Annotated in this window: 15 protein-coding genes and 1 pseudogene; 8 read left to right on the top strand and 8 right to left on the bottom strand. The window is 66.7% G+C overall.

Annotated elements, in window-relative coordinates:
• Positions 1–2: 2 nt before the first annotated feature.
• The 4 genes from mihF to A8G18_RS17445 all read left to right on the top strand — a co-directional run bounded on the left by mihF (position 3) and on the right by A8G18_RS17445 (position 6,279).
• A complete protein-coding gene (gene mihF, locus A8G18_RS23230; protein ID WP_064064837.1) occupies positions 3–887 on the top strand; it encodes an integration host factor, actinobacterial type in 885 nt (294 codons plus the stop codon).
• Positions 888–1,233: 346 nt separating this feature from the next.
• Positions 1,234–2,676, top strand: a complete 1,443-nt coding sequence (locus tag A8G18_RS17455) for an MFS transporter (protein ID WP_084421919.1) — start codon at positions 1,234–1,236, stop codon at positions 2,674–2,676.
• A 259-nt stretch (positions 2,677–2,935) separates the two neighbouring features.
• Positions 2,936–4,072 carry a steroid 3-ketoacyl-CoA thiolase gene (locus A8G18_RS17450; RefSeq protein WP_064064836.1) on the top strand — a complete coding sequence of 379 codons (1,137 nt, stop codon included), beginning with the start codon at positions 2,936–2,938 and terminating at the stop codon, positions 4,070–4,072.
• 2 nt (positions 4,073–4,074) lie between these two features.
• The gene (locus A8G18_RS17445; RefSeq protein WP_064064835.1) at positions 4,075–6,279 is read left to right on the top strand and encodes an acyl-CoA dehydrogenase family protein; all 2,205 of its coding nucleotides are present in this window, start codon (positions 4,075–4,077) and stop codon (positions 6,277–6,279) included.
• A gap of 750 nt (positions 6,280–7,029) precedes the next feature.
• On the opposite strand, the gene A8G18_RS17440 is transcribed toward A8G18_RS17445, so the two are convergent.
• The 3 genes from A8G18_RS17440 to A8G18_RS17425 form a co-directional block, all read right to left on the bottom strand.
• Positions 7,030–7,824 (bottom strand): crotonase/enoyl-CoA hydratase family protein, encoded by a 795-nt coding sequence (locus tag A8G18_RS17440; protein ID WP_115311451.1) that lies wholly within the window; start codon positions 7,822–7,824, stop codon positions 7,030–7,032.
• A 332-nt stretch (positions 7,825–8,156) separates the two neighbouring features.
• On the bottom strand, positions 8,157–8,918 hold the full coding sequence (locus A8G18_RS17435) for an SDR family NAD(P)-dependent oxidoreductase (RefSeq protein WP_026003410.1): 762 nt from the start codon (positions 8,916–8,918) through the stop codon (positions 8,157–8,159).
• Positions 8,919–10,065: 1,147 nt separating this feature from the next.
• Complete coding sequence (locus tag A8G18_RS17425) at positions 10,066–10,461, bottom strand: VOC family protein (protein ID WP_064064833.1); 396 nt, start codon at positions 10,459–10,461, stop codon at positions 10,066–10,068.
• Positions 10,462–10,614: 153 nt separating this feature from the next.
• On the opposite strand from A8G18_RS17425, the gene A8G18_RS17420 reads away from it, so the two are divergent.
• The gene (locus A8G18_RS17420; protein ID WP_064064832.1) at positions 10,615–12,198 is read left to right on the top strand and encodes an alkaline phosphatase D family protein; all 1,584 of its coding nucleotides are present in this window, start codon (positions 10,615–10,617) and stop codon (positions 12,196–12,198) included.
• 14 nt (positions 12,199–12,212) lie between these two features.
• Here A8G18_RS17420 and A8G18_RS17415 read toward each other — a convergent pair whose 3' ends face one another.
• The gene (locus A8G18_RS17415) at positions 12,213–13,841 is read right to left on the bottom strand and encodes a Mur ligase family protein (protein WP_245207907.1); all 1,629 of its coding nucleotides are present in this window, start codon (positions 13,839–13,841) and stop codon (positions 12,213–12,215) included.
• A 17-nt stretch (positions 13,842–13,858) separates the two neighbouring features.
• Here A8G18_RS17415 and A8G18_RS17410 point away from each other — a divergent pair, with 17 nt between their 5' ends.
• Positions 13,859–15,367, top strand: a complete 1,509-nt coding sequence (locus A8G18_RS17410) for a protein adenylyltransferase SelO (RefSeq protein ID WP_064064831.1) — start codon at positions 13,859–13,861, stop codon at positions 15,365–15,367.
• A 218-nt stretch (positions 15,368–15,585) separates the two neighbouring features.
• On the opposite strand, the gene A8G18_RS17405 is transcribed toward A8G18_RS17410, so the two are convergent.
• Together A8G18_RS17405 and A8G18_RS17400 are read right to left on the bottom strand one after the other, a co-directional pair.
• A complete protein-coding gene (locus A8G18_RS17405; protein ID WP_245207906.1) occupies positions 15,586–15,882 on the bottom strand; it encodes a type II toxin-antitoxin system Phd/YefM family antitoxin in 297 nt (98 codons plus the stop codon).
• A 114-nt stretch (positions 15,883–15,996) separates the two neighbouring features.
• Positions 15,997–16,629 carry a pyridoxamine 5'-phosphate oxidase family protein gene (locus A8G18_RS17400; protein WP_064064829.1) on the bottom strand — a complete coding sequence of 211 codons (633 nt, stop codon included), beginning with the start codon at positions 16,627–16,629 and terminating at the stop codon, positions 15,997–15,999.
• Positions 16,630–16,778: 149 nt separating this feature from the next.
• Here A8G18_RS17400 and A8G18_RS17395 point away from each other — a divergent pair, with 149 nt between their 5' ends.
• Positions 16,779–18,182, top strand: a complete 1,404-nt coding sequence (locus A8G18_RS17395) for an FAD-dependent oxidoreductase (protein ID WP_064064828.1) — start codon at positions 16,779–16,781, stop codon at positions 18,180–18,182.
• 6 nt (positions 18,183–18,188) lie between these two features.
• Positions 18,189–18,416, top strand: a pseudogene (locus tag A8G18_RS17390) (tautomerase family protein); the annotation flags it as partial.
• Positions 18,417–18,440: 24 nt separating this feature from the next.
• On the opposite strand, the gene A8G18_RS17385 reads toward A8G18_RS17390, so the two are convergent.
• Both A8G18_RS17385 and A8G18_RS17380 read right to left on the bottom strand, forming a co-directional pair.
• Complete coding sequence (locus A8G18_RS17385; RefSeq protein WP_064064827.1) at positions 18,441–19,589, bottom strand: glycoside hydrolase 5 family protein; 1,149 nt, start codon at positions 19,587–19,589, stop codon at positions 18,441–18,443.
• A gap of 77 nt (positions 19,590–19,666) precedes the next feature.
• Positions 19,667–22,513 (bottom strand): SbcC/MukB-like Walker B domain-containing protein (locus A8G18_RS17380; RefSeq protein WP_064064826.1); only part of this gene is annotated, 2,847 nt, incomplete at its 5' end.

Here is a 22,513-nt window from a genome sequence, read left to right as displayed (position 1 = left end):
CGGTGGCAAAGGCGACGGCCAGGCGTGAGCAGATCATGGATTTCGCGGCCGAACTCTTCGCGGAAAAAGGGGTCGGAGGAACCACTGTCCGCGAGATCGGTGAGCGGGCCGGTGTGTTCTCCGGGAGCCTGTACCACTATTTCCCCTCGAAAGATGCTCTGGTTCAGGAGATCCTGAGCCGATACATGGCCGATATCGAACGCAGGTTCGGCCGAGTGGTCGAGGAAGCCCGCACTCCGTGGGACACAGTGCGGGGGTTGATCCACGAGACTCTCGAGGTGATCGAGACACATCCTCATCCGACAGCCATCTATCAGCAGAACCGTCAGTACCTGCGTGAGCACGGACTGCTCGAGGCAGTGGACACCGCTTCGCGCGAGATGCGCAACCACTGGCTTCGCGCACTGTCCGCCGGGGTCGCCGACGGCACCTTCCGGTCCGACGTTCCCACCGACATCTTCTACCGAGCCGTGCGTGACTCGTTGTGGGCGAGCATGCACTGGCCGAGCCGCGCCGAGTACACCACCGAAGCGTTTACCGATCTGCTGACTACACTCTTCTTCGACGGCTTCGTATTGTCACGCCCTTCTCGCGGCAACGGCCGTCGTATCGAATCCGGTGAGGAACCGGCTGTCGCCGGCAAGTTCCGGTCCGAACTGAGAGCGGACCTCAAATCCGGCCGGCTCACACTCGGCGAGGTATTTCGAAGAGCAGACACGGATGAACTCCTCGGGACGACGAACGTGATGTACGTGCTGGAGTCGCTACCGAAGATCGGCAAATCCAAGGCTCGCGGTATCGCAGAATCCGTCGGAATCGCAGAAAGTGGACAAATTTCCGGTCTCGCACCCTCACAGCGAGCCGACCTTCTGGCTCGAATCCGTTGATGTCGAATCGGGACCGTTTCCGCTCGAGAATCTCTCGATCCTCTTCGCAACGGCGGAGATTCACGGTTCGGTCGTCGCGACCGCTGTTCGACCGGCTCACGACCGTGAACCCGCTCGGTGCGCCGTCGTACGAGGAAAGCTGGACGGCCGAGTAATCCGGATCACTTCGAGGTCTCACTGAGTGGTCAAACCGTCATGTATCGGAAAGTGATTCGCCACACTTTGTCGAATCCCCGAACAGCCGTCGGGCTGCCCGTGGCGACATGCCTGGGGGCCGGCCCTCGCGACTGTCCGACTTCCAACAGTGCAGCCCGTACCGGGGCTGCCCAAGTCTGGAGATCAGTTCATGACAAGTACGACAGACAGTCACGACCTGCCTGTTGCGGCGCAATCCGTTCCACGCGGACGTTTCGCTCGCCAACGCCCCGCATGGGTCATCATCGCAGTTCTGGTGGCGGTCGAGATCATCAGCGCCTTCGAGACGTCGATGGTCTTCGCCGCAATTCCGACATTCATTCGTGAGTTCGACAGCGACGCCGCCACCGTGGGTTGGGCGGTGACTGCCTTCCTTCTCGTCGCTGCCGCGTCCGCTGCAGTGTGTGGACGTCTGGGTGATATGTACGGGCGCGAGCGTGTGCTCGTGGTGTTGCTTGCCGCCGCCGCCGTCGGCTCGTTCATCAGTGCGATCGGCGACAGCATCGGCAGTATCATCGTCGGCCGCGCCATACAGGGTGTCGCAGGCGCAATTCTCCCGTTGTGTATCGGGGTGGCCCGTGCGCACCTTCCGACCGTGAAGGTGCCCGTTGCCATTGCTCTCATCTCCGGCTCGGCGATTGCCGCAGGCTCGGCCTCGCTGCTCGTCGCCGGTGTCATGATCGACTACGCGAGCTGGCACATGATCTTCATCGTGGCGGCGGTGTACGCAATCTTTGCTCTCCTTCTGGTGCTGTTCGTCCTGCCCTGGCAGGTTCCTACCGCCACCACGCAACGAGTCGACTACGTCGGTGCGATCACGTTCGCCCCTGCCATCGCGGCGGTACTGCTCGGCATCAACAAAGCCGGCGCATGGGGTTGGAGTGATCTCCGCACGCTCGGTCTCGTGCTCGGTGGCTCCGGAGTCCTTGCGCTGTGGGTGATGTGGGAACTGCGCGTGACCGATCCGATCGTCAACGTCCGGATGTTCGCGGACCGTAAGTTTGCGCTCACGATGTGTGCGACGGTGGTGATCGCCGCCGGCCCGATGGGTATCAGTACGATGATCATTCCGCTGGTCCTGCAGTCTCCGACCACAGGACCGTTCGGCTTGGGCGTCTCGGCGACCAATGCCGGTTGGCTGTCGTTCATCGGTTCGATGTTCGGCTTCGTCTGCACTCCGCTGAGCGGGCGCATCACGCGCGCTGTGGGTTCGCGGGTATCGATGCTGCTCGGTTCAGCCCTGTTCACCATCGGTAGCGCGATGATCATCGTATTCCACGACTCGATCGTCGGCATGACCGCGATGATCATCACCGTCTCGGTCGCGACCGCATTCGCCTACACCGCACTCCCGAACCTCATCATCGAGGCGGTTCCGGAAAGCAACACCAGCGAGGCGACCGGCACCAACGCGGTGCTGCGCACCGCCGGTCAAGGAATCGGCACCTCGGTCGCAACGGTGCTGCTGGCATCGACAGCAGCCGGCGCCGTCGGCGGGTTGAATCTGGTTGCCACCATGATGATTCTTGCAGGCTTGCTGACGATCGGCTTGACGTTGATGATCCGGCGGGGCAGCGTCTACACGAACGCGTAATCTCGGCCCCGATTTGTAATAGCCAACTGCTGCAGGACAATTGTTCCTGAGAACAGCGCTTCGGAGCCGAGTAGAAGAGCGGTCGCGTAGGGGATCAGGTCGCTGATCGAGCGCGTTGCCTCCTCGATGCCGACGTGGTCCGACCGATTTCGCGCACGCGTGGCAGCGTCCGGTCGGTGGCTCCGGCCCCTGCAACCGAAGAACTACATCCACGTCTTTTGCACTGCTCCAGGCAGATTCACAGAGAGAGGTTCTGCAAATGAAACCCGTGATTGTCGATGCCGCGCGCACCTCGTTCGGCAAGCGCGACGGCTGGGTCTCCGGTCTGCACGCCGCTGAATTGCTCGGGCTGGCGCAGCGCGGAGTGCTCGACCGACTCGATCTGGATCCTTCCCTCGTCGAGCAGGCTGTCGGCGGATGTGTCACTCCGATCGGAGAGCAGTTCGGCAACATCACCCGCACCGCGTGGATGCATGCCGGTCTACCCTCACATACAGGGGCATCCACGATCGACGCCCAGTGCAGCACCGCCCTTCAGTCGGTTCTTCTCGTCGCCGGTCAGATCGCCCTCGGCACCCTCGAGGTGGGGTTGGCGTGTGGCGTCGAACTGATGTCGCGGGTACCGCTGACCGCCAAGGTCGGGACCGGAGCCGGGACGCCTCGACCGGAGACCTGGTCGGTGGACATGCCCGATCAGTACACTGCCGCCGATCGGATCGCGCGACACCGTGGGTTCACGCGCGAGGAACTCGACCAATTCGGACTGCGTTCGCAGCAACGCGCTCGCGCCGCCTGGGACAACGGTTGGTTCGATCGGCAGATCATTCCTGTCGCAATCCCCGGCGACGGGCTCGGTACGCGAGTCACCCAGGATCAGGGCCTGCGCGAGACGAGCATGGAGGCGCTTGCCCGGCTGCGCCCCACGATCGACGGCGGCCTCCACACCGCCGGCACGTCGTCGCAGGTGTCCGACGGTGCGAGCGCAGCCGTGCTGATGTCCGAGAACAAGGCTCGTGACCTCGGCGTGAGGCCGCGGGCCAGATTGCTCGCGCAGTGTGTCATCGGCGGCGATACCGAGTTCATGCTGGACGGCCCGGTTGCCGCGGCGCATACCCTGTTCGAGCGCACAGGGATGACCGTCGCCGACGTGGACCTGTTCGAGGTCAACGAAGCATTCGCTGCCGTGCCCATGTCGTTCGCACAGGTCCACAAGGTCGATCCGGAGGTGCTCAATGTCGGCGGTGGTGCCATTGCTCTCGGTCATCCAGCAGGCGCAACGGGTATTCGTTTGCTGGCCACGGCAATCGACGAGCTCGAGCGTCGGGACAAGGAGATCGCGATGATCGCCATCTGTGCCTCCGCAGCCACCACGTGCGTAATTCTGGAACGGATGTAGACATGGCCATCGCTCTTGACGCAGACCATCGTGACCTTGCCGACGCCGTTGCCGGCCTGGCCCGCCGTCACGCACCGATCGCACGCACCCGTGAGACATTCGCGGAACTTGCGGAGGGGAAACGGCCCGAGATCTGGGACGCATGCGTCCAGCAAGGCCTGCATGCTTTGCATCTGGCCGAGGAAGATCACGGTGCCGGCGCCGGTCTCCCGGAGCTCGCCGTCGTGGCCGAGCAGTTCGGTCGTGCCCTTGCGCCGGGTCCGTGGGTATCTACCGTCATCGCCAGCGCACTGATCGCCACACTCCCTTCGGGCGAGGTCGTCACGGATCTCCTGCGCCGGTTCGTCGACGGTGCGACCGGTGCCGCAGTCACCGTGCCCGGACTCGTCGCGACGCCCGTCGAGCAGGGATGGACCGTAACGGGCCTTTCCGAACCGGTGCTCGGATTGCCGGGCGCCGACGAGGTGATCGTGTGTGCCACCACCGCCGATGGCGCGTGGGTGTGGTTCCGGCTTCCCTCGACTGCCGGAGAGATCGAAGTTGCCGAGGGTGTGGACCTCACTCGATCGATCGGGCGGTTGCGACTCTCCGGCGAGGTGGTGACCGCCGAGCACCTGCTGCCGCCGGTCGAGAGGGACGATGTGCACCTGATCGTCAACACCTTGCTCGGTGCCGAGGCCGCCGGGATCGCAGCGTGGGCGCTGGACACGGCCGTCGACCACGTCCGCAACCGGCACCAGTTCGGCCGGCCGGTGGGGAGCTTCCAAGCCGTGCAGCACAAGGCGGCGATGATGCTGGTACGGCGTGACATCGCTGCTGCCGCTGCATGGGATGCCGCGCGATCGGAACTGCACGGTCGAGAACAGCAGCGGCTCGCGGCCGCACAGGCAGCCGTGACGGCTGTGCCGGCTGCCGTCGACATCGCTCTGGAGTGTGTCACTCTGCTCGGCGGTATCGGCTTCACCTGGGAGCACGATGCGCACCTGTACTGGCGGCGAGCGCTGTCGATCACCTCGATCGTCGGCCCGGAAGAGGTCTGGGCCCGCCGGCTCGGCGAGCTCGCGATGTCCAGCGCTCGCGATTTCTCGCTGGTCGGTACGGACGCCCTTCCGGAACTGCGAGAGCGCGTCGGGGAGGTCCTCGACGAAGTGCTCTCGCTTCCGGACGACGCGGTGTACACCGAGGGGTGGGCGCCGGCGCGCGGCGGTGCACGCCGAGCCCGATTGGCCGAAGCCGGTTTCGTCGCGCCGCACTACCCTCTGCCGTACGGGTTGGCAGCCACGCCGCACGAACAGGCCGTGATCGCGGACGAATTCGCGCGCCGCGGACTCGAACAACCCACCACTGTGATCGGGGAATGGGTCCTGCCGACACTGTTGCTCCACGGCACCGAGGACCAACAGCGGCGGTTCGTTGCTCCCACGCTCCGGAGCGAGATCGTCTGGTGTCAGTTGTTCAGCGAGCCGGGCGCCGGCTCGGACCTGGCAGGATTGTCCACCCGCGCCCGCAAGGTGGACGGCGGCTGGGTGATCGCAGGTCAGAAGGTATGGAATTCGCTTGCGCATCAGGCTGACTGGGGTATCTGTCTTGCGCGAACGAATCCCGATGTGCCGAAACACGAAGGCATCTCCTACTTCCTCATCGACATGCAGAGCGAGGGACTCGATGTGCGGCCGCTGCGACAGGCGACCGGAAAAGCCGAGTTCAACGAGGTGTTCTTCGACGATGTCTTCGTGCCCGACGACTGCCTCGTCGCCGAACCGGGTCAGGGCTGGCGGCTCGCGGCCACGACGCTGGCCAACGAGAGACTCAACATGGGGACCGAACTCGCGCACGGCTCCGCCGCACGCGTACGCGGTCTCGTCGAGTCCGGCCGGCACGCTGCAGGAGACGACGCGGCGCTGCGTACTCTCGGGCGTAACACCGCCCGCGAGATGGCTTTGTCGGCAATGAACTTGCGTAGTGTGCAGGGTCGTCTGTCCGGTCTCGACGTCGGCGCGGAGATCAGCGTGCAGAAAGTTTTCAGTGCGATCGCGCAACGGGACGGTTCGCGAGCGCTTGTCTCGCTACTCGGCCCGGCCGGAGCCGTCGACGAGGGCGGGCACATGATCGACCACATCGGCCTGCCTGCAGTCCTGTTCGGCGGCGGTACCATCGAGATTCAGCTCAACGTGATCGCCCGTCGCGTACTCGGATTGCCCCGATAAGACCGCATACGCCGTCCGAGCCTGATCCGGCCTCGATAACGTTTACTCACTGACTGTTTCGGAATGAGTTCGCCGTGATGGGTGGCAGTCAGGAACGGTGTCGGGCACGGTGTCGACGGCAGCTGTAGAGCTCGTTCTCGACAGTCGAGTGCGGCGGCGTGACCTGCCGGCGCAGGGTGCACCGTCGGTGATCAGAACGACTGCGTTTACCGGATGTCGGGTGTGCTGAGAGGACCGTCGACCCGATAGAAAGCATCTGTGGTCTGCATCCCATGCCGAGGGCACAGGCGCAGTGGCGCCCCTGCGGAGAGGGAGGACGGCAGGCGCTTCGGCGCCGGCTTTGCTGTAGCCGTCCCTGAGGAAAGTATGAAGCGCTGCATCCGGCAGTGCGGTCTGCGAGAGTTCACGCAGTCGGGAAGGTATCGACCAGTTTCCACGTCGGCCTCGGACGACGACCTGCTGGGGACGACCTCGAAGGCCGACATGCCGATGGGACCTCGAGGGTCGAACACGTGCGGGTACATTCCCGAGTACGACGGAAGTAGGAAGTGCGCGACACGCCCGTCATCGACAGCTTGATTCTGCCGAATCGACACTGAGACCACGACTCCCGATCGGTCGGTCGCGCAGCTCGATTCGTTCAACGGCGAGGGAATCCTGGGGAGCGGACGTCGCTCGCCTCGGAGTCGTGGTGCCTCCTCGCGACTCCGAGGCGTTTCACGAACGGGTGCGCAGCAGGACGTTGTGCGGTCAGCAGTTCCGCCACACGGGCGGTCGTTTCTCGGTGAACGCGGCGGCGCCTTCCAGCGCGTCCTCGCTGGCGCACACGGCGTCGGACTCTGCCGAATTGACTTTCCAGATCGTGTTTTCGAGTCCGGACGCTTGTCCCTGCGAGATGATCTTCTTGCTCGCCTGTACCGCGATGGGTGCGTTGGCAGCGATGGCGTGGGCCAGACGTAAGGCTTCGGGCAGCACCTCCGAGGGTGAAACGACGACGTTGGCCAATCCCCAGCGAAGTGCCGTCTCGGCCGAGATCGGTTCGCCGGTGAATACTGCGTGCGCAGCGATCTTGGGAGGGATCTGATTGGGGAGGCGGATGAGCCCACCGCCTCCGGCGATGAGACCGCGTTTGACCTCCGGCAATCCGAGCGTGGCCTCAGAACTGAGCACGGCGAGGTCACAGGCGAGCACGATTTCGGTACCGCCGCCGGCCGCCACGCCGTTGACGGCGGCGATCAGGGGCTTGGACACGTAGTGCTCGACCAAGCCGGCAAATCCCCACTCGGGATGGTTCGTCGGCAGTACGGATCCGCCATCGGCAAAGGCCTTCAGATCGGCACCGGCACAGAACGCCCGTCCCGATCCCGTCAGGACGCCGACTCGCAGGTCGGGGTCACGATCGATCTCGTCGAGAGCAGCGCCCAGTGCATCGGACACCGCAGCGTTGACGGCATTGAGCACCTGCGGCCGATTCAGGGTGATAACTCCTACGGGTCCATCGCGGTGGAGCAGTACGACATTCTTTTCTTCGTCTGGCGTTGCCATAGCACTTCCCATTCCATCTATCGTCAAAGATCTCGTCACAACATCAGGGGCGACGGTCAGGTGACAATCCGACTCTTGAAGACCGGCATTCGAAACCGAGCGCTGAACATACCTGCAGAACGGACCTGTCCGACGATGATGGTCGGCGCGCCGGCGACGACAACCTACCCGATGACGGCAGACCGAGACATGTTCGCCGGAAGCGGACCCCCCATCAGAGCCGGGGGTGCGAGGGCCGCGTTACACCGCTATCCGCGACTCGACTTGATCCTCTCGACGGGGGCAGCGCCATCTGCCTCGACACCGCCGGTCGAACGGCGACCCTTCCAGGGTCAGCCCCAGCGGGACTGGCCGCCGTCGAGCGGAATCGTCGCACCGGTGAGGTATCCGGCATCCGGGCCGACCAGAAATGCCACTGCCCGGCCGATATCGCTTTCGGCATCACCGATTCTCCGCATCGGAATGCTCGCAATGAATGCTGCCGCCTCCTCGGGACGGGCGGCGATCCATCGCTCGAGGCCTGGTGTCCGGGCGTGTGGGGCGACTGCGTTGACCCGGATGCCATCCTTGCCCCACTCGCACGCAGCCGCTCGCGTCAAAGCGCGCACACTCTCTTTGACGGCCGCGTAACCACCGTAGTTGCTGGCGTCCCAGCGCACTGCGACGGAACTGACCATGTTGACCACCGCTCCGCCACCGCGTGCCTTCATGTGCGGATAGCAGGCTTGCATGGTTCGCAACGTCGCCACAGGACCTGAGTTCAGCCCGGCCGCAAGTCTCTCGGGATCGAGGTCGAGGATGTCGCCGAGCGGATTGAGACTGGCATTGTTGACCAGGATGTCGATGCCACCGAACAAGTCGACCGTTTCGGCGACCGACCTTGTGATCTGGTCGCCGTCCGCAATGTCGGCGACGATCGGCTCGCCCCGACCACCGAACTGCCGGATTTGCTCGCAGGTCTCGATCAACTTCGATTCGGTGCGACCGACCACCGCGATCGACGCGCCCTGCTTGGCCAACGCAAACGCAATTCCCTGCCCGACACCCTGGCCTGCGCCGGTAATGAGCGCGATCTTCCCGTCCAGTTCACTCATCTGAAAGCTCTCCACTACTCGCCGTCACGCTCGGCCTTCGGTGTGAGGCCGGAGCTTGTCGGTGGAAGAGTAGTCAGGTGGTCGCCATCACTTCGGTTGCATTCCCGGTAGCCAGGATTCGGGTGGGATGGCCGGGGAGTTCAAGTCCAGGAACAGTTCTCGACGAGTCGCTACCCGGAGTCCATCATCGGCGGTCTTCCGCCGGTTGTGTTGCGGACGCCCGAAGTCACTGCAACCCGACGCTGTGCTGCCGCCCAGTGAGACCTGAACCACAGCGTGAGCATCGCCCCGATATCAAGAAACAAGCTCTCGACATCGACGACCTACGACGACGGATGCAATGAACAGCTCGGTGGCCGCTCGGAGAGTGGCTGCGCGGTGAACGGCCGGCCCGTCGAACATCGACGGTGATCGGTCGGCACCGCTGTCCGAGAAGCGACGGCCCGTGCAGATCGAACCTTCTTCGGAAAGGCGTGATGGATGCTCGACCTCCACCGGTCTCCCCACGCGCGTGCGGAAGCCACTGCGCCGGATGCTCCCTTCGAACTCGTCGAGGAACAGGTCCGTGGCGTAGAAATGTCGGTGTTCCGCGACAGATACCGCTCTTGAACGCGTTGCTCGCCGAGTCGGTGCGGTACGGCGTACATGCCGTCGCATTGTCGGAAACTCGCTGCAACTGCTCGGCCTCGCTCCCATGGCTGCCTGCGAGACGCGATGCAGAGTGACGCCGAGAGACGCGCGGCCGGACAATCGGTCGGCGGGCGCGACTATTCGACTCGAGAGGTTCGCAGCGGGGGTCTGCAAGTTTGCGAAGTACCGGTTCGAACATTCGGGCCTGCGAGGAGGTGATGAAGGTGTACGAAGTGAAGGCTACCCACAGGGTCCTGGCGAATCGGTGACTCGCATGCGAGATCTACTCCGAGGCCTTCGTCGTCGATGGTGGGGCCGTCCTCTCCACCTGCGCCGGCCCTGCCAACGGTTACTGCCCGTGTGAGTCGGTGAAGCCGGAGTTCGACGACGTGTTCGAGATGAGCGAACGGCGACTCGAGGACGCTGTTCGGTGGGCGACGTCGATCTATCGTCCGCGGCGGAGATGACGCCGGAGAGTATGTAGCCGCGGTGGATATCCACCGACGTGCAGGGACGATCAGCTCGGTGGCGCGAAGAATTCGAGCGCGATGTTGTCGGGATCGCGGAACGACAGCCCGGAGCCGTACGCCGCGTTCTTGATGTCCCCGTGCGGGATTCCTAGACTGTCGAGCCGCTCGCGCCACTTCTCGAGCTCGCTCGCCGTGCAACCGAACGCGATATGGTCGAGCCCCGTGTTCCGTTCGTCGAAAGACCCCTGCGGTGGCGACCCGGAATGGGTGTGCAAGCCGAACAGCGTGCCGCCGTCGAGCGCGAAGACCGCGTGGTGGAAGGTGCCCGATTCGTCGTCCTCGTCGAGGGCGGGCATGGCGTCGAAGAGATTCGAGTACCACGCGGTGCTCGCAGCCAGATCCGAGACGGTGACGGCGACGTGGGTGAGTGCAGGAAAAGCCATGACAGTTTCCTCCGTCCGAAGCCCTCCTCATCGTAGACCTCGAGGCGATTGTGCCCACCCCTGTCGGCGAATCCCCAAATGTTTCCGAGAGTTCTCCCCGCGTTCGGTAACGCATTCCGTGAGAAAGAGATTCGACCATTACCTTTCGTGACCATGCCTTTGTCGCGTAGATCGTTCCTCACGGCCGGACTCGGAATCACCGTCGTCACCGCAGCTACCTCCATCGGCGTCACCGGATACGGGCGCGCCTCCGCACCGGGAGTGAAGGGCGACCCCTTTTTGCTGGGTGTCGCCTCCGGCGACCCCGCGCCGGACGGATTCGTCATCTGGACGCGGCTCGCCCTCGACCCGATTGCCGAGGACGGACTCGGTGGAATGCCGAATCGGAACGTTCCGGTGCAATGGGAAGTCGCGGAAGACGAGAAGATGACCCGCGTCGTCGCACGCGGCACCGAACAGGCCGTCCCCGACAGCGCCCACTCCGTCCACGTCGAACTGTTCGGGCTGCGCCCCGGGCGGGAGTACTTCTACCGGTTCCGCACCGGCAACCATATGAGCGCGGTGGGGCGGGCACTGACGACACCGGCCGCCACCGAGATCCCGGCCGCCCTCACGATGGCGTTCGCGAGTTGTGCCCAGTACGAACACGGTTACTTCACCGCCTACCGGCGCATGGCGGAGGACGATCCGGATCTCGTTCTGCACCTCGGGGATTATCAGTACGAGTACATCAGCGGTGACTACACGAGCGACACCGGTCTCGTGCGTTCGTTCGACGGGCCCGAGACCGTCACCCTGGCGAACTACCGTCAACGTCACGCGCAGTACAAAGCCGACGTCGATCTGCAGGCGGCCCATGCAGTCGCGCCCTGGCTGGTCGTGTGGGACGACCACGAGGTCGACAACAATTGGGCCGGTCCCGTTCCGGAGAATGCCGATGCCGCTGAGGGTAACGACACTACCGAGAACTTCCTCGCCCGCCGCGCAGCTGCCTTCCAGGCTTACTACGAGAACATGCCGCTGCGACCCTCGTCGGCGCCCTCGGGACACGACATGAAGATCTTCCGGCGGGTCCGGTGGGGGAATCTCGCCAACTTCCACATGCTCGACACCCGGCAGTACCGCGACGACCAGGCCGCCGGCGACGGCTGGAAGAAGAACGCTGTAGAACGTCACGATGAGGCACGAACACTCACAGGAACCGAACAGGAACAGTGGTTGCTCGACGGCTTCCGCACCTCCACCGCGCAGTGGGATTTCCTCGGCCAGCAGGTGTTCTTCGCCGAACAGGACAGGGATCCGAGCCCCGACACCGACGAGGTGAGCATGGACGGCTGGGACGGATACGCCGCCTCGCGGCGCCGGATCACGCAGGGCTGGGTGGACTCGCCGGTACGCAACGCCGTGGTCCTCACCGGCGACGTGCACCGGCACTGGGCCAACGACATCAAGGCCGACTTCGCCGACCCCGATGCCCCGGTGGTGGGTTCGGAACTGGTGTGCACGTCGATCACGTCGAACGGCAACGGTACCGGCGCGACACAGATCGGCCATATGCAGGCGAATCCGCATCTGAGGTTCTACAACGATCGCCGCGGCTATGTGCGCACCACGATCACCCCGGATGCCGTGCACGCCGACTTCCGGGTGCTGGACACGGTCACCGAACCGGATGCGCCGGTGTCGACGAAGGCGTCGTTCACGATCCTGTCCGGGCAACCCGGCCTGCAGGCCTAGGAACCCGGCAGTCCTCAGCAGCGGGGCACGCGCGAGGTGGACCTCCGGTGCGTGCGGTGCAGCGCGCGCCGCAGTTCGTCCCGGTCGTCGAACAACTGAATCCTCTCCCCGGAGACCAGGCGTGGCTCGCATCCCCGCCCGGCCACGACGACGACATCTCCGGGACCGGTGTGGGAGACGGCGATCTCGAAGGCGCGGCGACGGTCGGGTTCGACGACGACGCGGGCACCGTGCGCGGCATGCGCACCCTCGGCGACCGCTTCCCGGAGAATGCGCGGGTCTTCGGAGAGCGGACTGTCGTCGGTGACGACCACGACGTCGGCGTAGGTCGCCGCGGTGTGGCCGAGCGGAGATCGCTTGCCGGGATCGCGCTCCCCGGTCGCACTGATGACGAGAACCAGCCGCCGCTCGGGAGCGAGCGAGCGGAGGAACGGCAACAGTTCGCGTTGCCCGGACGTGTTGTGCATGTAGTCGACCAACGCGAGAACGCCTTCACCGGCGTCGACGCGTTCGAGTCGTCCGGGCACACCCGCGAGGGTTTCCAGACCCGCCGCGGCGTGCAGGACGTCTCCGTCGGCGGCGGCCACCGAGGTGAGCGCCGTCAGCGCATTGGCCACCTGGTGGGGTCCGAGCAGAGACAGTCGCACCGGCGCACGTCCGGCCGGCGTGTGCACGGTGAAGGTGGTGCCGTGGAGGTCGCACCGGATCGTGTCCGCGTATATGTCGGCGCGGGCATCGCGGGTCGAGTGCGTCCACACCGGTACCTCGGCCGACGCCGCCAAGCGTCGGCCGTACTCGTCGTCGATGTTCACCACGGCGGCCTGCGCGCGATCCGCGGTGAACAGTGCCGCCTTGGCGGCGAAGTACTGCTCCATCGTGTGGTGGAAGTCGAGGTGGTCGGGTCCGAGATTGGTGAAAGCGACGGTGCGGAACCGCACACCGTCGATGCGGCCCTGACTGATGCCGTGCGAAGACACCTCGAGCGTCACCGCCTGCACAGCCTGGTCGCGGAACTCGGCGAGGGTTCGGTGCACCACCGCGGCCTCGGGGGTCGTGCGGGTTGCGGCCCGAACCCCGGTGGGACCGCGGACGACGACACCGCCGATCATGCCCGTCACGACACCGTTCGCGGAGAGCGCGGTGTCGAGGAGATAGGTCGCGCTCGTCTTGCCGTTGGTGCCGGTGATGCCGTGGACCTGCAGGTCGTGGGAGGGATGACCGAGGATCCACGACGCCAGCGGACCGACCACGTCGCGAGGCCGATCGACGACGAACGTCGGCAGCAGATGCGACGGCCGGTCGCTGAGCCCCGCGACCGCACCGCGGGAGCCGGCTTCGGCCGCGAAGTCCAGGCCGTGGACGTGATGCCCGGGCAACGCTACGTACAGATCGCCCGGCTGCACCGTCCGGGAGTCGTCGCTGATCCCGGTGATCACGCGGTCGTGACCGTCCGGCGGCCCGACTCGCAGGACATCGCGGAGGTGCTCGGCGAGGTCGCGGATCCGGATCTGCCGGGAGGGGCGGCCAGGATCGTCCGGGTCGGGATGCACGGGGGCGGATACCCGGTCCGGGGCGAAATGATGCGCCGCCGGTGACCGGGGTGCACCGGCGTTCCATTCGCCCGCGACAGGCGGCGGAGTCACACGGTTACCCTCGAGGGATGACTGCGATTCCGGATTTCCCCGTCGGCACGAACACCACGATATCCGGTCTCGGTAGTTCCTTCGCCGACGAGTTGAGTGGCTTGTCGGTGCCGTGGCAGGGCACCGAGGCGCCCGAGCCCGAACTCCTCGCGCTCAACGAGGAGCTCGCGGTGTCACTGGGCCTGGACGTGGCGGCCTTGCGCAGCGCCGACGGGGTAGCCGTATTGGCAGGCTCGGCGGTGCCGGTCGGCGCCAAGCCTGTCGCGATGGCGTATGCCGGTCACCAGTTCGGCGGATACGCCCCGCTGCTCGGCGACGGTCGCGCGTTGCTGCTCGGCGAACTCGTCGACGGGGACGGCCGACGTGCCGACCTGCATCTCAAGGGTTCGGGCCCTACGCCGTTCTCCAGGGGCGGGGACGGTTTCGCGGTTGTCGGGCCGATGCTGCGCGAATATCTCGTGAGCGAGGCCATGCACGCGCTCGGTATCCCGACCACCCGTTCGTTGTCGGTGGTGGCGACCGGCCGGTCGGTGTACCGCGAGGGTGTCGAGCCCGGAGCGGTGCTGGCCCGGGTCGCGTCCAGTCACCTGCGGGTGGGGACCTTCGAGTTCGCGGTGCGACGGGGCGAGATCGTGCGCTCGCTTGCCGACCACGCGATCGCCCGGCACTATCCGCACCTGCTCGACCGGCCGGAGACCGGCGAGGACAACCGCTACCTGGGCTTCTTCGCCGCCGTGGTCGAGGCCCAGGCGGCGTTGGTCGCGCAGTGGATGCTCGTCGGTTTCGTCCACGGCGTGATGAACACCGACAACACCACCATCTCGGGAGAGACCATCGACTACGGTCCGTGTGCCTTCGTCGACGCCTTCGATCCGGCCGCAGTGTTCAGTTCCATCGACCACAGTGGGCGCTACGCCTTCGGCAACCAGCCTGCCGTCCTGAAGTGGAATCTGGCACGTCTCGCCGAAACCCTGCTCACATTGGTCGATTCCACCCCGGACGCGGCGATCGGCGCCGTCACCGCGGTTCTCGACAGTTTCGACGTTCGCTACGAGCACCATTACCGGGTCGGTATGGCGGCGAAGCTCGGCCTCTCCGAGGACGCGCTCGACCGGGTCTCGGTCGACGATCTGCTGGCCCTGCTGGAAGAGCACGGCGCCGACTGGACCGCGACCTTCCGTGCCCTCGCCGACGAACTGCGAGGAGATCCGGCATCCCTGGACATGCTCGTGCCGCGCGAGCGCACAGCGCCCTGGCTCGAACGCTGGCACGCCGCCGCGACGAGCGACAACCGTGGGGCGAAAGAGCGGGCCGAGGCGATGGACCGGGTGAACCCGCTGTACATCCCCCGTAATCATCACGTCGATTCAGCTCTGAAGGCCGCGACGGCCGGCGACCTCGCGCCGTTCGCGACACTGCTCGACGTGGTGACGCATCCCTTCGAGATGCGTGCCGAGTGGGCCGAATACGCCTTGCCGGCACCACGTTCGTTCGCCGAGTCCTTCCGGACCTTCTGCGGCACCTGACCGTCCGATCCCGCGCACCTCTGCTCGATCAGGAGCTCTCGGGGAGTCGGCCGTCTCGGCCGGCCCTGGACGAGTCGGGTGCCGGGCGGGCCGTGGTCGTCGGTGACGATGACGGTGACGGTGACGGTGACGGTGACGGTGTGCAGATGTACGGGATGGGTCGATCCGGCCCGAACTGTTGTGGACGACGGACCGACGACGCTTCGGCAGGTCGGCGCTCAGCGGGAACGATGGCGCTTCTTCCGCTTCTTCTTGTTCTTCGTGCGCCGGCGAGCGGATCGTAGCGGCGGTTCGTCCGCCGGCTCGGCGTCCTCGAGCAGCGCCCGCTGCATCTCGCGGCGGAGGCTGTTCATCAGTTCGGGGGAGCGCAACAGGAAGGTCGCCTCCTGCAGCGCCGCGTAACGGTCCTGGGAGATCAGGACGCCCGTGCCACGTTTGCCGACGATCTCGACGGCGACAGTGTCGTCGTTGACCTCTCGGACCAGTTCACCGAGCCGCTTGCGTGCGGCTTTCACGGACACGGACGTTGGTGGCACTCGCGGCGACTCCGATCTGTTCCCCCGACCCGGGCATCCTTTCATCACCGATGCCGGAATCGGGGGTGGACACGGCGGACACTCCGAACGAGATCACAGGAGTGCGCGCACGGAACGTGGTAGTGCGCTCGCGGAACCGGTGATCGGTGACGGGATCGGATCGTCGGCGACGGTACGCAGGGGCACCACTCCCGCCCACACGGAGTGGTCCTCGCCGTCCCCGCGATCCTCACCCGGACCGGCCGCCCGGACCTTCACGCTCGCCTCGGCGAGCGGCACCTCCAGGACGGTGGTGGCGGCCAGCTCCTTCGGGGTCGGCGACCGGACCTCGTCCCAGCGTCCCGGCATCAGATGTTCGCTCACCACCCTCAACGCACGTTCCTTCTCGTCCGGGACGACCGGTGTGGCCACTCCGAACAGCACGGCACTGCGGTAGTTCATGCTGTGGTCGAAGGCCGACCGGGCGAACACGAGTCCGTCGAGGTGTGTCACCGCGACGGACACCTCGATTCCGGCGCGGGCGGCGAGGAACATCCCGGCGCCGGTGGAACCGTGCAGCAGCAACCGGTCTCCGTCGCGTCCCATCGCCATCGGCAGCACCACGGGCGATCCGTCACGCACGAATCCCACGTGCGCGATGCGGGCCTCGTCGAGAAGGCGGTGCAGGACGGCGGGATCGTCGGTGCCGCGTTCGGGTTTGCGCGTCAGACGTGTGCGGTCGTTCATGGCTCCGATCGAAGCAGCGCCGCCGCGGCCGGGCAACCGGATTCCGAATCGAGTAGTGCGCTACTCGCGACCGTCGACGATCGCCGCCCCAGACTTCGTGTACAGGCACGTAGGTGCGCGACAATCGACCGGCCGACGGAGATGACGAGATGGACAAGATCGGTGACCATGCAATCGTTCTGGGCGCGAGCGTCGGCGGTCTGCTCGCGGCCCGTGCACTGGCCGACTCGTACCGCGCGGTGACGGTCGTCGAACGCGACGTCCTCCCGACCGGTGCGGAGAACCGCCACGGGGTACCGCAGGGGCGGCACGGACACGGGCTTCTCGCCCGCGGCGCCCGGTCCATGGACGAATTGTTCCCGGGTATCCTCGACGAACTGATCGCCGACGGCGCACCGGTGATCGCCGACGGCGACCTGTCGGAGATGCACTTCGTCCTCGGTGGCCACCGGCTGGCGCCGTCGGGTCGCTTCCGCGACCGCCGAGCCACCTACGTGCCGAGCAGGCCGCTGCTCGAACATCATGTCCGGCGGCGCGTGCGCGCCATCCCGAACATCACTCTCCTCGACGGGCACAACGTCGGCGACCTGACGACGACACCCGACCGCCGCCGGATCACCGGAGTGCAGGTGGGCAGCCGCGAGGGTGTTCGGAGCCTGACGGCGGATCTGGTGGTCGACGCGATGGGGCGCGGAGCCCGCACCCCGGCGGGTCTCGAGAAACTCGGTTACGGGCGACCGGTCGAGGAGCATGTCGTCGTCCACGTCGTGTATCGCAGCCAGCTGTTGCGACTCGCGCCGGGCACACCGATGGAGAAGATGGTGTTGATCGGCGCCGTGCCGGGTCGCCCCGCGGGCATGGCGCTGTTCGGCTACGAGCACGACACGTGGCTGTTCACGGTCGCCGCCATGGCTGGTCGTGAACCGCCACCGCGCCTGGACGGCATGATCTCCGCCGTGGAGGCGTACGCGCCCGAGCATGTCGTGACCGCGCTCCGTACCGCCGAACCCCTCGGTGAGCTGGCACAGCACAAGTTCCCGTCCAGCCAATGGCGACACTATGAGCGGATGCACCGTTTCCCGGATGGACTGCTGGTCTTCGGCGATGCGATCTGCAGCTTCAATCCGGTCTATGGTCAGGGCATGACGGTAGCCGCCGTCGAAGCGATGTCGCTGCGGGACTGCCTGCGGCGCGGTGAGGACGACCTGTCCCGCAGATTCTTCCGGGCCGCGAGGAAACCCATCGGCGCCGCGTGGCAGCTCGCGGTCGGCGCGGATCTGGCGCTGCCCGAGGTCGAAGGTTCACGCAGCGTGCAGACCCGACTCGGCAACGCGTATGTGGCGCGTGTCCTGGCCGCTGCCGAGAACGATCCCGTGGTCGTCGACCGATTCCTGCGGGTCAGCAGCCTGATGGATCCGCCGAGCTGTCTGTTCCACCCTGCGCTCGTGGGACGGGTGTGCGCGGGCAACCTTCGACGTCACCGGACAACCGACGGCGCACCGGCGGCGATCCCCAACGAGAGGCGGAAGGGTTTCCTCACCGCCCGCAGATGAATTCTCCTGACATCACCCGAGCTCTACACCCTGGTGATCGTCGACTGCTTCGCGGGGCGCAGCGTGGACGCGAAGCGGCGCCTCTACCGTGAGATCACCGAGCGGCTCGAAGTTCTGGGGATCCCCGCCGACCACGTCACGGTCATCGTCCGGGACATCCCCGCCGCGAGTTGGGGAATTCGCGGCGGGCAGGCTGCGTGCGACGTGGATCTCGGTTTCACCGTCGACGTGTGAGGACTGCACCCTCCCCGCGTCGATCTATGGGAAGAACTGCGGGTTCGAGGCGGTGGAGGGTTCCAGGAAGCCGAAGTTGTCGACCACATCCCAGAGGGGATCGTCGAACCCGATGTCGAAGGTGCAGTCGGACTCGCGTGGGTCGGGTACGAACGCCCACAGCAGTGCACCCGCGGTGCCGGCGGCGCGTTGACCTTCGATCTTCGTGGTGATGTGCTCGGCGCGGTCGACGAGCGATCCGCACGATCCGGCGAGCTCACCGATCTCCGCCACGAGCAACGGCTTTCCGACGGCCGTGGCCTGCGCGACTCGCCGGGCGAGACCGTTCCACTGATCGCCGGGCAAGGGCACGCCGTCGGCACCGTAGTCGTGGTACTGCACGGCATCGACATACGGTGAGGCGCTGACGAACCGGTATTCGTCGCCCTGGGTTCCGCACTGGCCGCCTCCGGTGTACCCCGCCGTGATCAAGGTGCGGGGGTCGACAGCGCGCAGTTCGGCACCGGCTGTATCGAAGAAGTCGCGCAGCACCTGGGCGGCCCCGGGCTCGCACGACCGGGTCCACCAATAGCACGCGGCGTCGGTGCAGGAACTCGTCTCCGGCTCGCCGACGAGCTCCCACGCCGCGAGAGAGGGGGAATCCCGGTAGCGGGCGACGGCAGTGTGCATCCAGTCCCGGTAGCTCATCACCACCCGCTCGTGGCCCGGGGTGAACTCGGTCCAGCCGTCGACGTACCACTGCCGGCCCTTGAAGACCTCGTCCTCACACGCACCGTCCTGAGGTGCCAGGACAGGTAGCAGCATCTGATCGTGCGCTTCGGCCGCCGCGAAGACCGCATCCATCGGTCCGAAGTCGAGTTGTCCCGTGAACCGGTTGACGGCCAGCGCCTGGAACAGATTGAATCGGGTGAGCGAATTCGGCGGCAGCGCGCCGAAATAGGCGTCGAGGTCGACCATGGCGCCGCATCCCCAGTTCACCGACCAATCGGTGGCGAGCTGGTAGGCATTGAACCCGGTGGGCCACCAGGCCCGACCGTCGAGCATGAAACCGTCCGGCGACGCGGTCACCCGCGCGCCCGGTGCCGGTGCGGCTGCCGCGGGGCCCGCGCCCAGGAGCAGGCCGACCACGGTCGCGGCGCCGACGATGAGTCTGGATACCCGAAGCCTCGTCATCTTCCGGATCGTAGGACCGCGAGGCAAGGGGGGAGCCCCGATCGACCAGCAACACGCCGCAGTGACCGTCGTCACGATCAGGCGAACTCGAAGGCCCCCTCCGCAGGGCGTGCGACCCGACGGGTCCGCGGAGATCCCAGCGCGCTCTCCAGATCGGACCCGTCGTGCTCGGCGAGCAGTTCGCCCCCCGACCACACCAGCAGCGTGGTGGCGACGGTGTGCTCGGCTACCGAATGCGACAGGTCGTAGTGCGCGCACCCCGGCACGCCCGCATAGGTGATCCACAGGTCGAAACCGGTCATGAACAGATCGAGGTCGAATTGCACGGACAGACCGAGCAGTTCGCTGCGACCGGTGTCGTCGACGCCGGCGAAGGCCTCGTCGAGGGCGAGCAGGCGCGGCGCGTGCGGGTCGGCCGAATCGAGCATCACGTGCGCCGCCGCGAACAACGGCAGGTGCAGGGAGACGGACTGTTCGCCACCGGACAACGCCGAGTGCCGGGCCGGGGTGAGGCGGTCCTCGCTGCCGTCCGCACCGACGAGACTGAACGAGAACACCCGCCACCGGCGGTAATCCAGCGTCGCGGCGAGGATCTCCGGGTACGACCGTTCCGGGTGCGCGGCCCGCTCCGCGCGGATCCGCGAGGCGAAATGCGCGCGGATCCCCGCGAGATCGTCCGGTGCCAGCATCGACGCGTCGCGGTCGAGGAGTTTGCACACCGCCCGGGCCGGCTCGTCGAGATGGTCGGCGAGCACCCAGTGCACCCCGATGGTGTTGCCCGAGGACATGTGCCGTTGCCGCATCTCGGTACCCATCCGGGCGATGAGGTCGCGGGCGTCGACGGTGCGCTCGTGGATCTGCTGCGCGAGACCGGTGAGGAGCGCGTCTTCGAGGATGCGCCGTTCGGAGTCGGTGAGCAGGGTCTCCTGTTCCTGCCGCGCTCGGGCGATACGTTGCGCGAAGGCCGCGACGGACGTGTAGCCCTGTTCATCCTGTACCTGCACGACGGTGACGCCCTCGGCGGCGTCCCAGTGCAGCCGGTAGTCGCGGCCCCGGGCGAGTTCGGCGTCGAACTCCTGCAGTGCGGACGTCAGCGCCGAGGCGGTGGACTTGCGAGTGGACTCGGAGGTCGTGACCGATTCGGTGGCGGTGTCGAGGGCACGGAACAGTGCGAGGACCTCGGTGGGCAGTACGTCGACCGGGTTGTCGGGGGACTGCCGGATCCGATAGGCGAGCTGATCGGCGTCGAGCCACGCGGCCGCGCTGGACGGCCAGACGTGTTCGGTGTCCACACCGAGCAGTATCAGCAGGTCGCGGCGGGCGAACGGCGCGAGTGTGTCGGCGTCGGCCCGGGCCTCGGTGAGCGCCGAGCGCAGGGCGGTCTCGGCGCCCGTATGGGCCGCGTCGGCCTTGCCGATTCGTTCGAGCGCCGCTTCGTGGGCCTTGCGGGCGGTCCGTTCGGCGGTCTTCGTCATCTCGATCCTGCGCCGCGCCTCGTCGAGCTGGGTGTCGAGGCGGTCGGCGCTCGCCCCGATGGACTCGCGCAGCGTCGCGAGTTTCTGCTGTTCGTCGGCCAGTCTTTCGGCGTTCTCCGCGGCGAGTTCGGCCGCGTTCTCGGCGGAGGCCCGTGCTTCCTCGAGGCGAAGATCGGTGTCACGGAGCCGATCGCCACAGGTGACCTGTTCGCGCAGGGCGCGCTGCAGGGCCTGAGCCTGCGAGCGGAAGTGCCGCACGGCCGCGTCGAGACTGTCGAGTTCCGTCGCAGTGAGCGGTGCCCGGTGCCGGCCGGCCGTCGATCGCAGGTGCTGTTCCTTGGTGGCGATCGCGGCGATCGCCTGGTCCAGGTCGCGGTCGGCGGCGGCCGCGGACTCGGATGCGGTCCGCAGCGCGCCGGCGCATTCGGTAACCTTGCGCAGCGCCGCGAGCACGGATCCGGTGCGCGGCAACGACTTCGCGGCGTCGTCGAGTGCGGTGAGCCGGTCGCCGATCTCGCGATCCTGCTCGCGCAGCGACTCCACGTCGGCGCGGCATTCGGCGATGGTGGTCTCGAGTTCGACGATGCGACGCTGCCGACGCCGGGCGCGGGCGGTGGCCCCGATGAACTCGACCTGCTCCTTGACGTGGCGACCGAGCTGCACTCCTTGCCGGAACCCGCCGTGCGCATCGACCGACACCCGCGCGCCCGGTCCGGGGTCGGTGGCCCACGCGATCGACGACAGCACCGCGGCGACCCGTTCCTCGGGGACGGCCGTATCGGGCTCGGGAACGAGTACATCCGCGAGCGTGGGACCGCTCGGCCGGTGCTCGGGCGCCAACGGCACCAACAATTGCTCCGACTCGATGTCCGGCAGGTCGCCATCGGTGATCCACCCGTCGAGCAGGTTCGCGGCCTGCAATGCCGCTTCGATACCGGCGGCGTCCTGTGTCGACACGTCGTCGCGGAACCGGACGAGCTGCCACAGCGGGGCGCCGACAAGATCGTCACGGTTGCCGGTGCGAGCGGGGAATACCGGGGGAGCGTCGTCGCGTTCGGCCGCGACGGCGGCGCGTTCGGTCTCGAGTTCGGCGATGCGGGTGCCGAGCGACTCGATCTCCGAGCCGCATACGCGACGCCGGAACCGCAGGTCGTCGAGCACCGGGCCGGTGTGCTCGGCGAACACCGCCGCCGGAGCCGGCGCATCGTCCTGACCGACGGTTCCGAAGGCGGTGTCGAGCGCTTCGAAGACCGGAGTGGACAGACCCACGGCCGCGAAGGTCTCGGCGCGATCGGACCACCACCGGCCCAGCTCGGCGGCGATCTCGCTGCGGGACAGCTCGACGATGGTCTCGGCAGTCTCCACCGCGGCCGACGCGGTGTCGCGTTGCGCGCGGGCACGCACCGCCGCGGCTTCGGCCCGTGATCGCGCCGCGGCGGCACCGTCGAG

Origin of the sequence: Rhodococcus gordoniae, assembly GCF_001646655.1 — a bacterium.
Taxonomy (GTDB): domain Bacteria; phylum Actinomycetota; class Actinomycetes; order Mycobacteriales; family Mycobacteriaceae; genus Rhodococcus; species Rhodococcus gordoniae.
Note: the sequence above shows the minus strand (reverse complement) of the source record. Positions and strands in the feature narration are given on the sequence as shown.

Excerpts from the sequence above, each read along its gene's own strand:
- A8G18_RS17455 (WP_084421919.1), top strand. The coding sequence starts at position 1,234 with ATGACAAGTACGACAGACAGTCACGACCTGCCTGTTGCGGCGCAATCC.
- A8G18_RS17450 (WP_064064836.1), top strand. The coding sequence starts at position 2,936 with ATGAAACCCGTGATTGTCGATGCCGCGCGCACCTCGTTCGGCAAGCGC.
- A8G18_RS17445 (WP_064064835.1), top strand. The coding sequence starts at position 4,075 with ATGGCCATCGCTCTTGACGCAGACCATCGTGACCTTGCCGACGCCGTT.
- A8G18_RS17440 (WP_115311451.1), bottom strand. The coding sequence starts at position 7,824 with ATGGCAACGCCAGACGAAGAAAAGAATGTCGTACTGCTCCACCGCGAT.
- A8G18_RS17435 (WP_026003410.1), bottom strand. The coding sequence starts at position 8,918 with ATGAGTGAACTGGACGGGAAGATCGCGCTCATTACCGGCGCAGGCCAG.
- A8G18_RS17425 (WP_064064833.1), bottom strand. The coding sequence starts at position 10,461 with ATGGCTTTTCCTGCACTCACCCACGTCGCCGTCACCGTCTCGGATCTG.
- A8G18_RS17420 (WP_064064832.1), top strand. The coding sequence starts at position 10,615 with ATGCCTTTGTCGCGTAGATCGTTCCTCACGGCCGGACTCGGAATCACC.
- A8G18_RS17410 (WP_064064831.1), top strand. The coding sequence starts at position 13,859 with ATGACTGCGATTCCGGATTTCCCCGTCGGCACGAACACCACGATATCC.
- A8G18_RS17400 (WP_064064829.1), bottom strand. The coding sequence starts at position 16,629 with ATGAACGACCGCACACGTCTGACGCGCAAACCCGAACGCGGCACCGAC.
- A8G18_RS17395 (WP_064064828.1), top strand. The coding sequence starts at position 16,779 with ATGGACAAGATCGGTGACCATGCAATCGTTCTGGGCGCGAGCGTCGGC.
- A8G18_RS17385 (WP_064064827.1), bottom strand. The coding sequence starts at position 19,589 with ATGACGAGGCTTCGGGTATCCAGACTCATCGTCGGCGCCGCGACCGTG.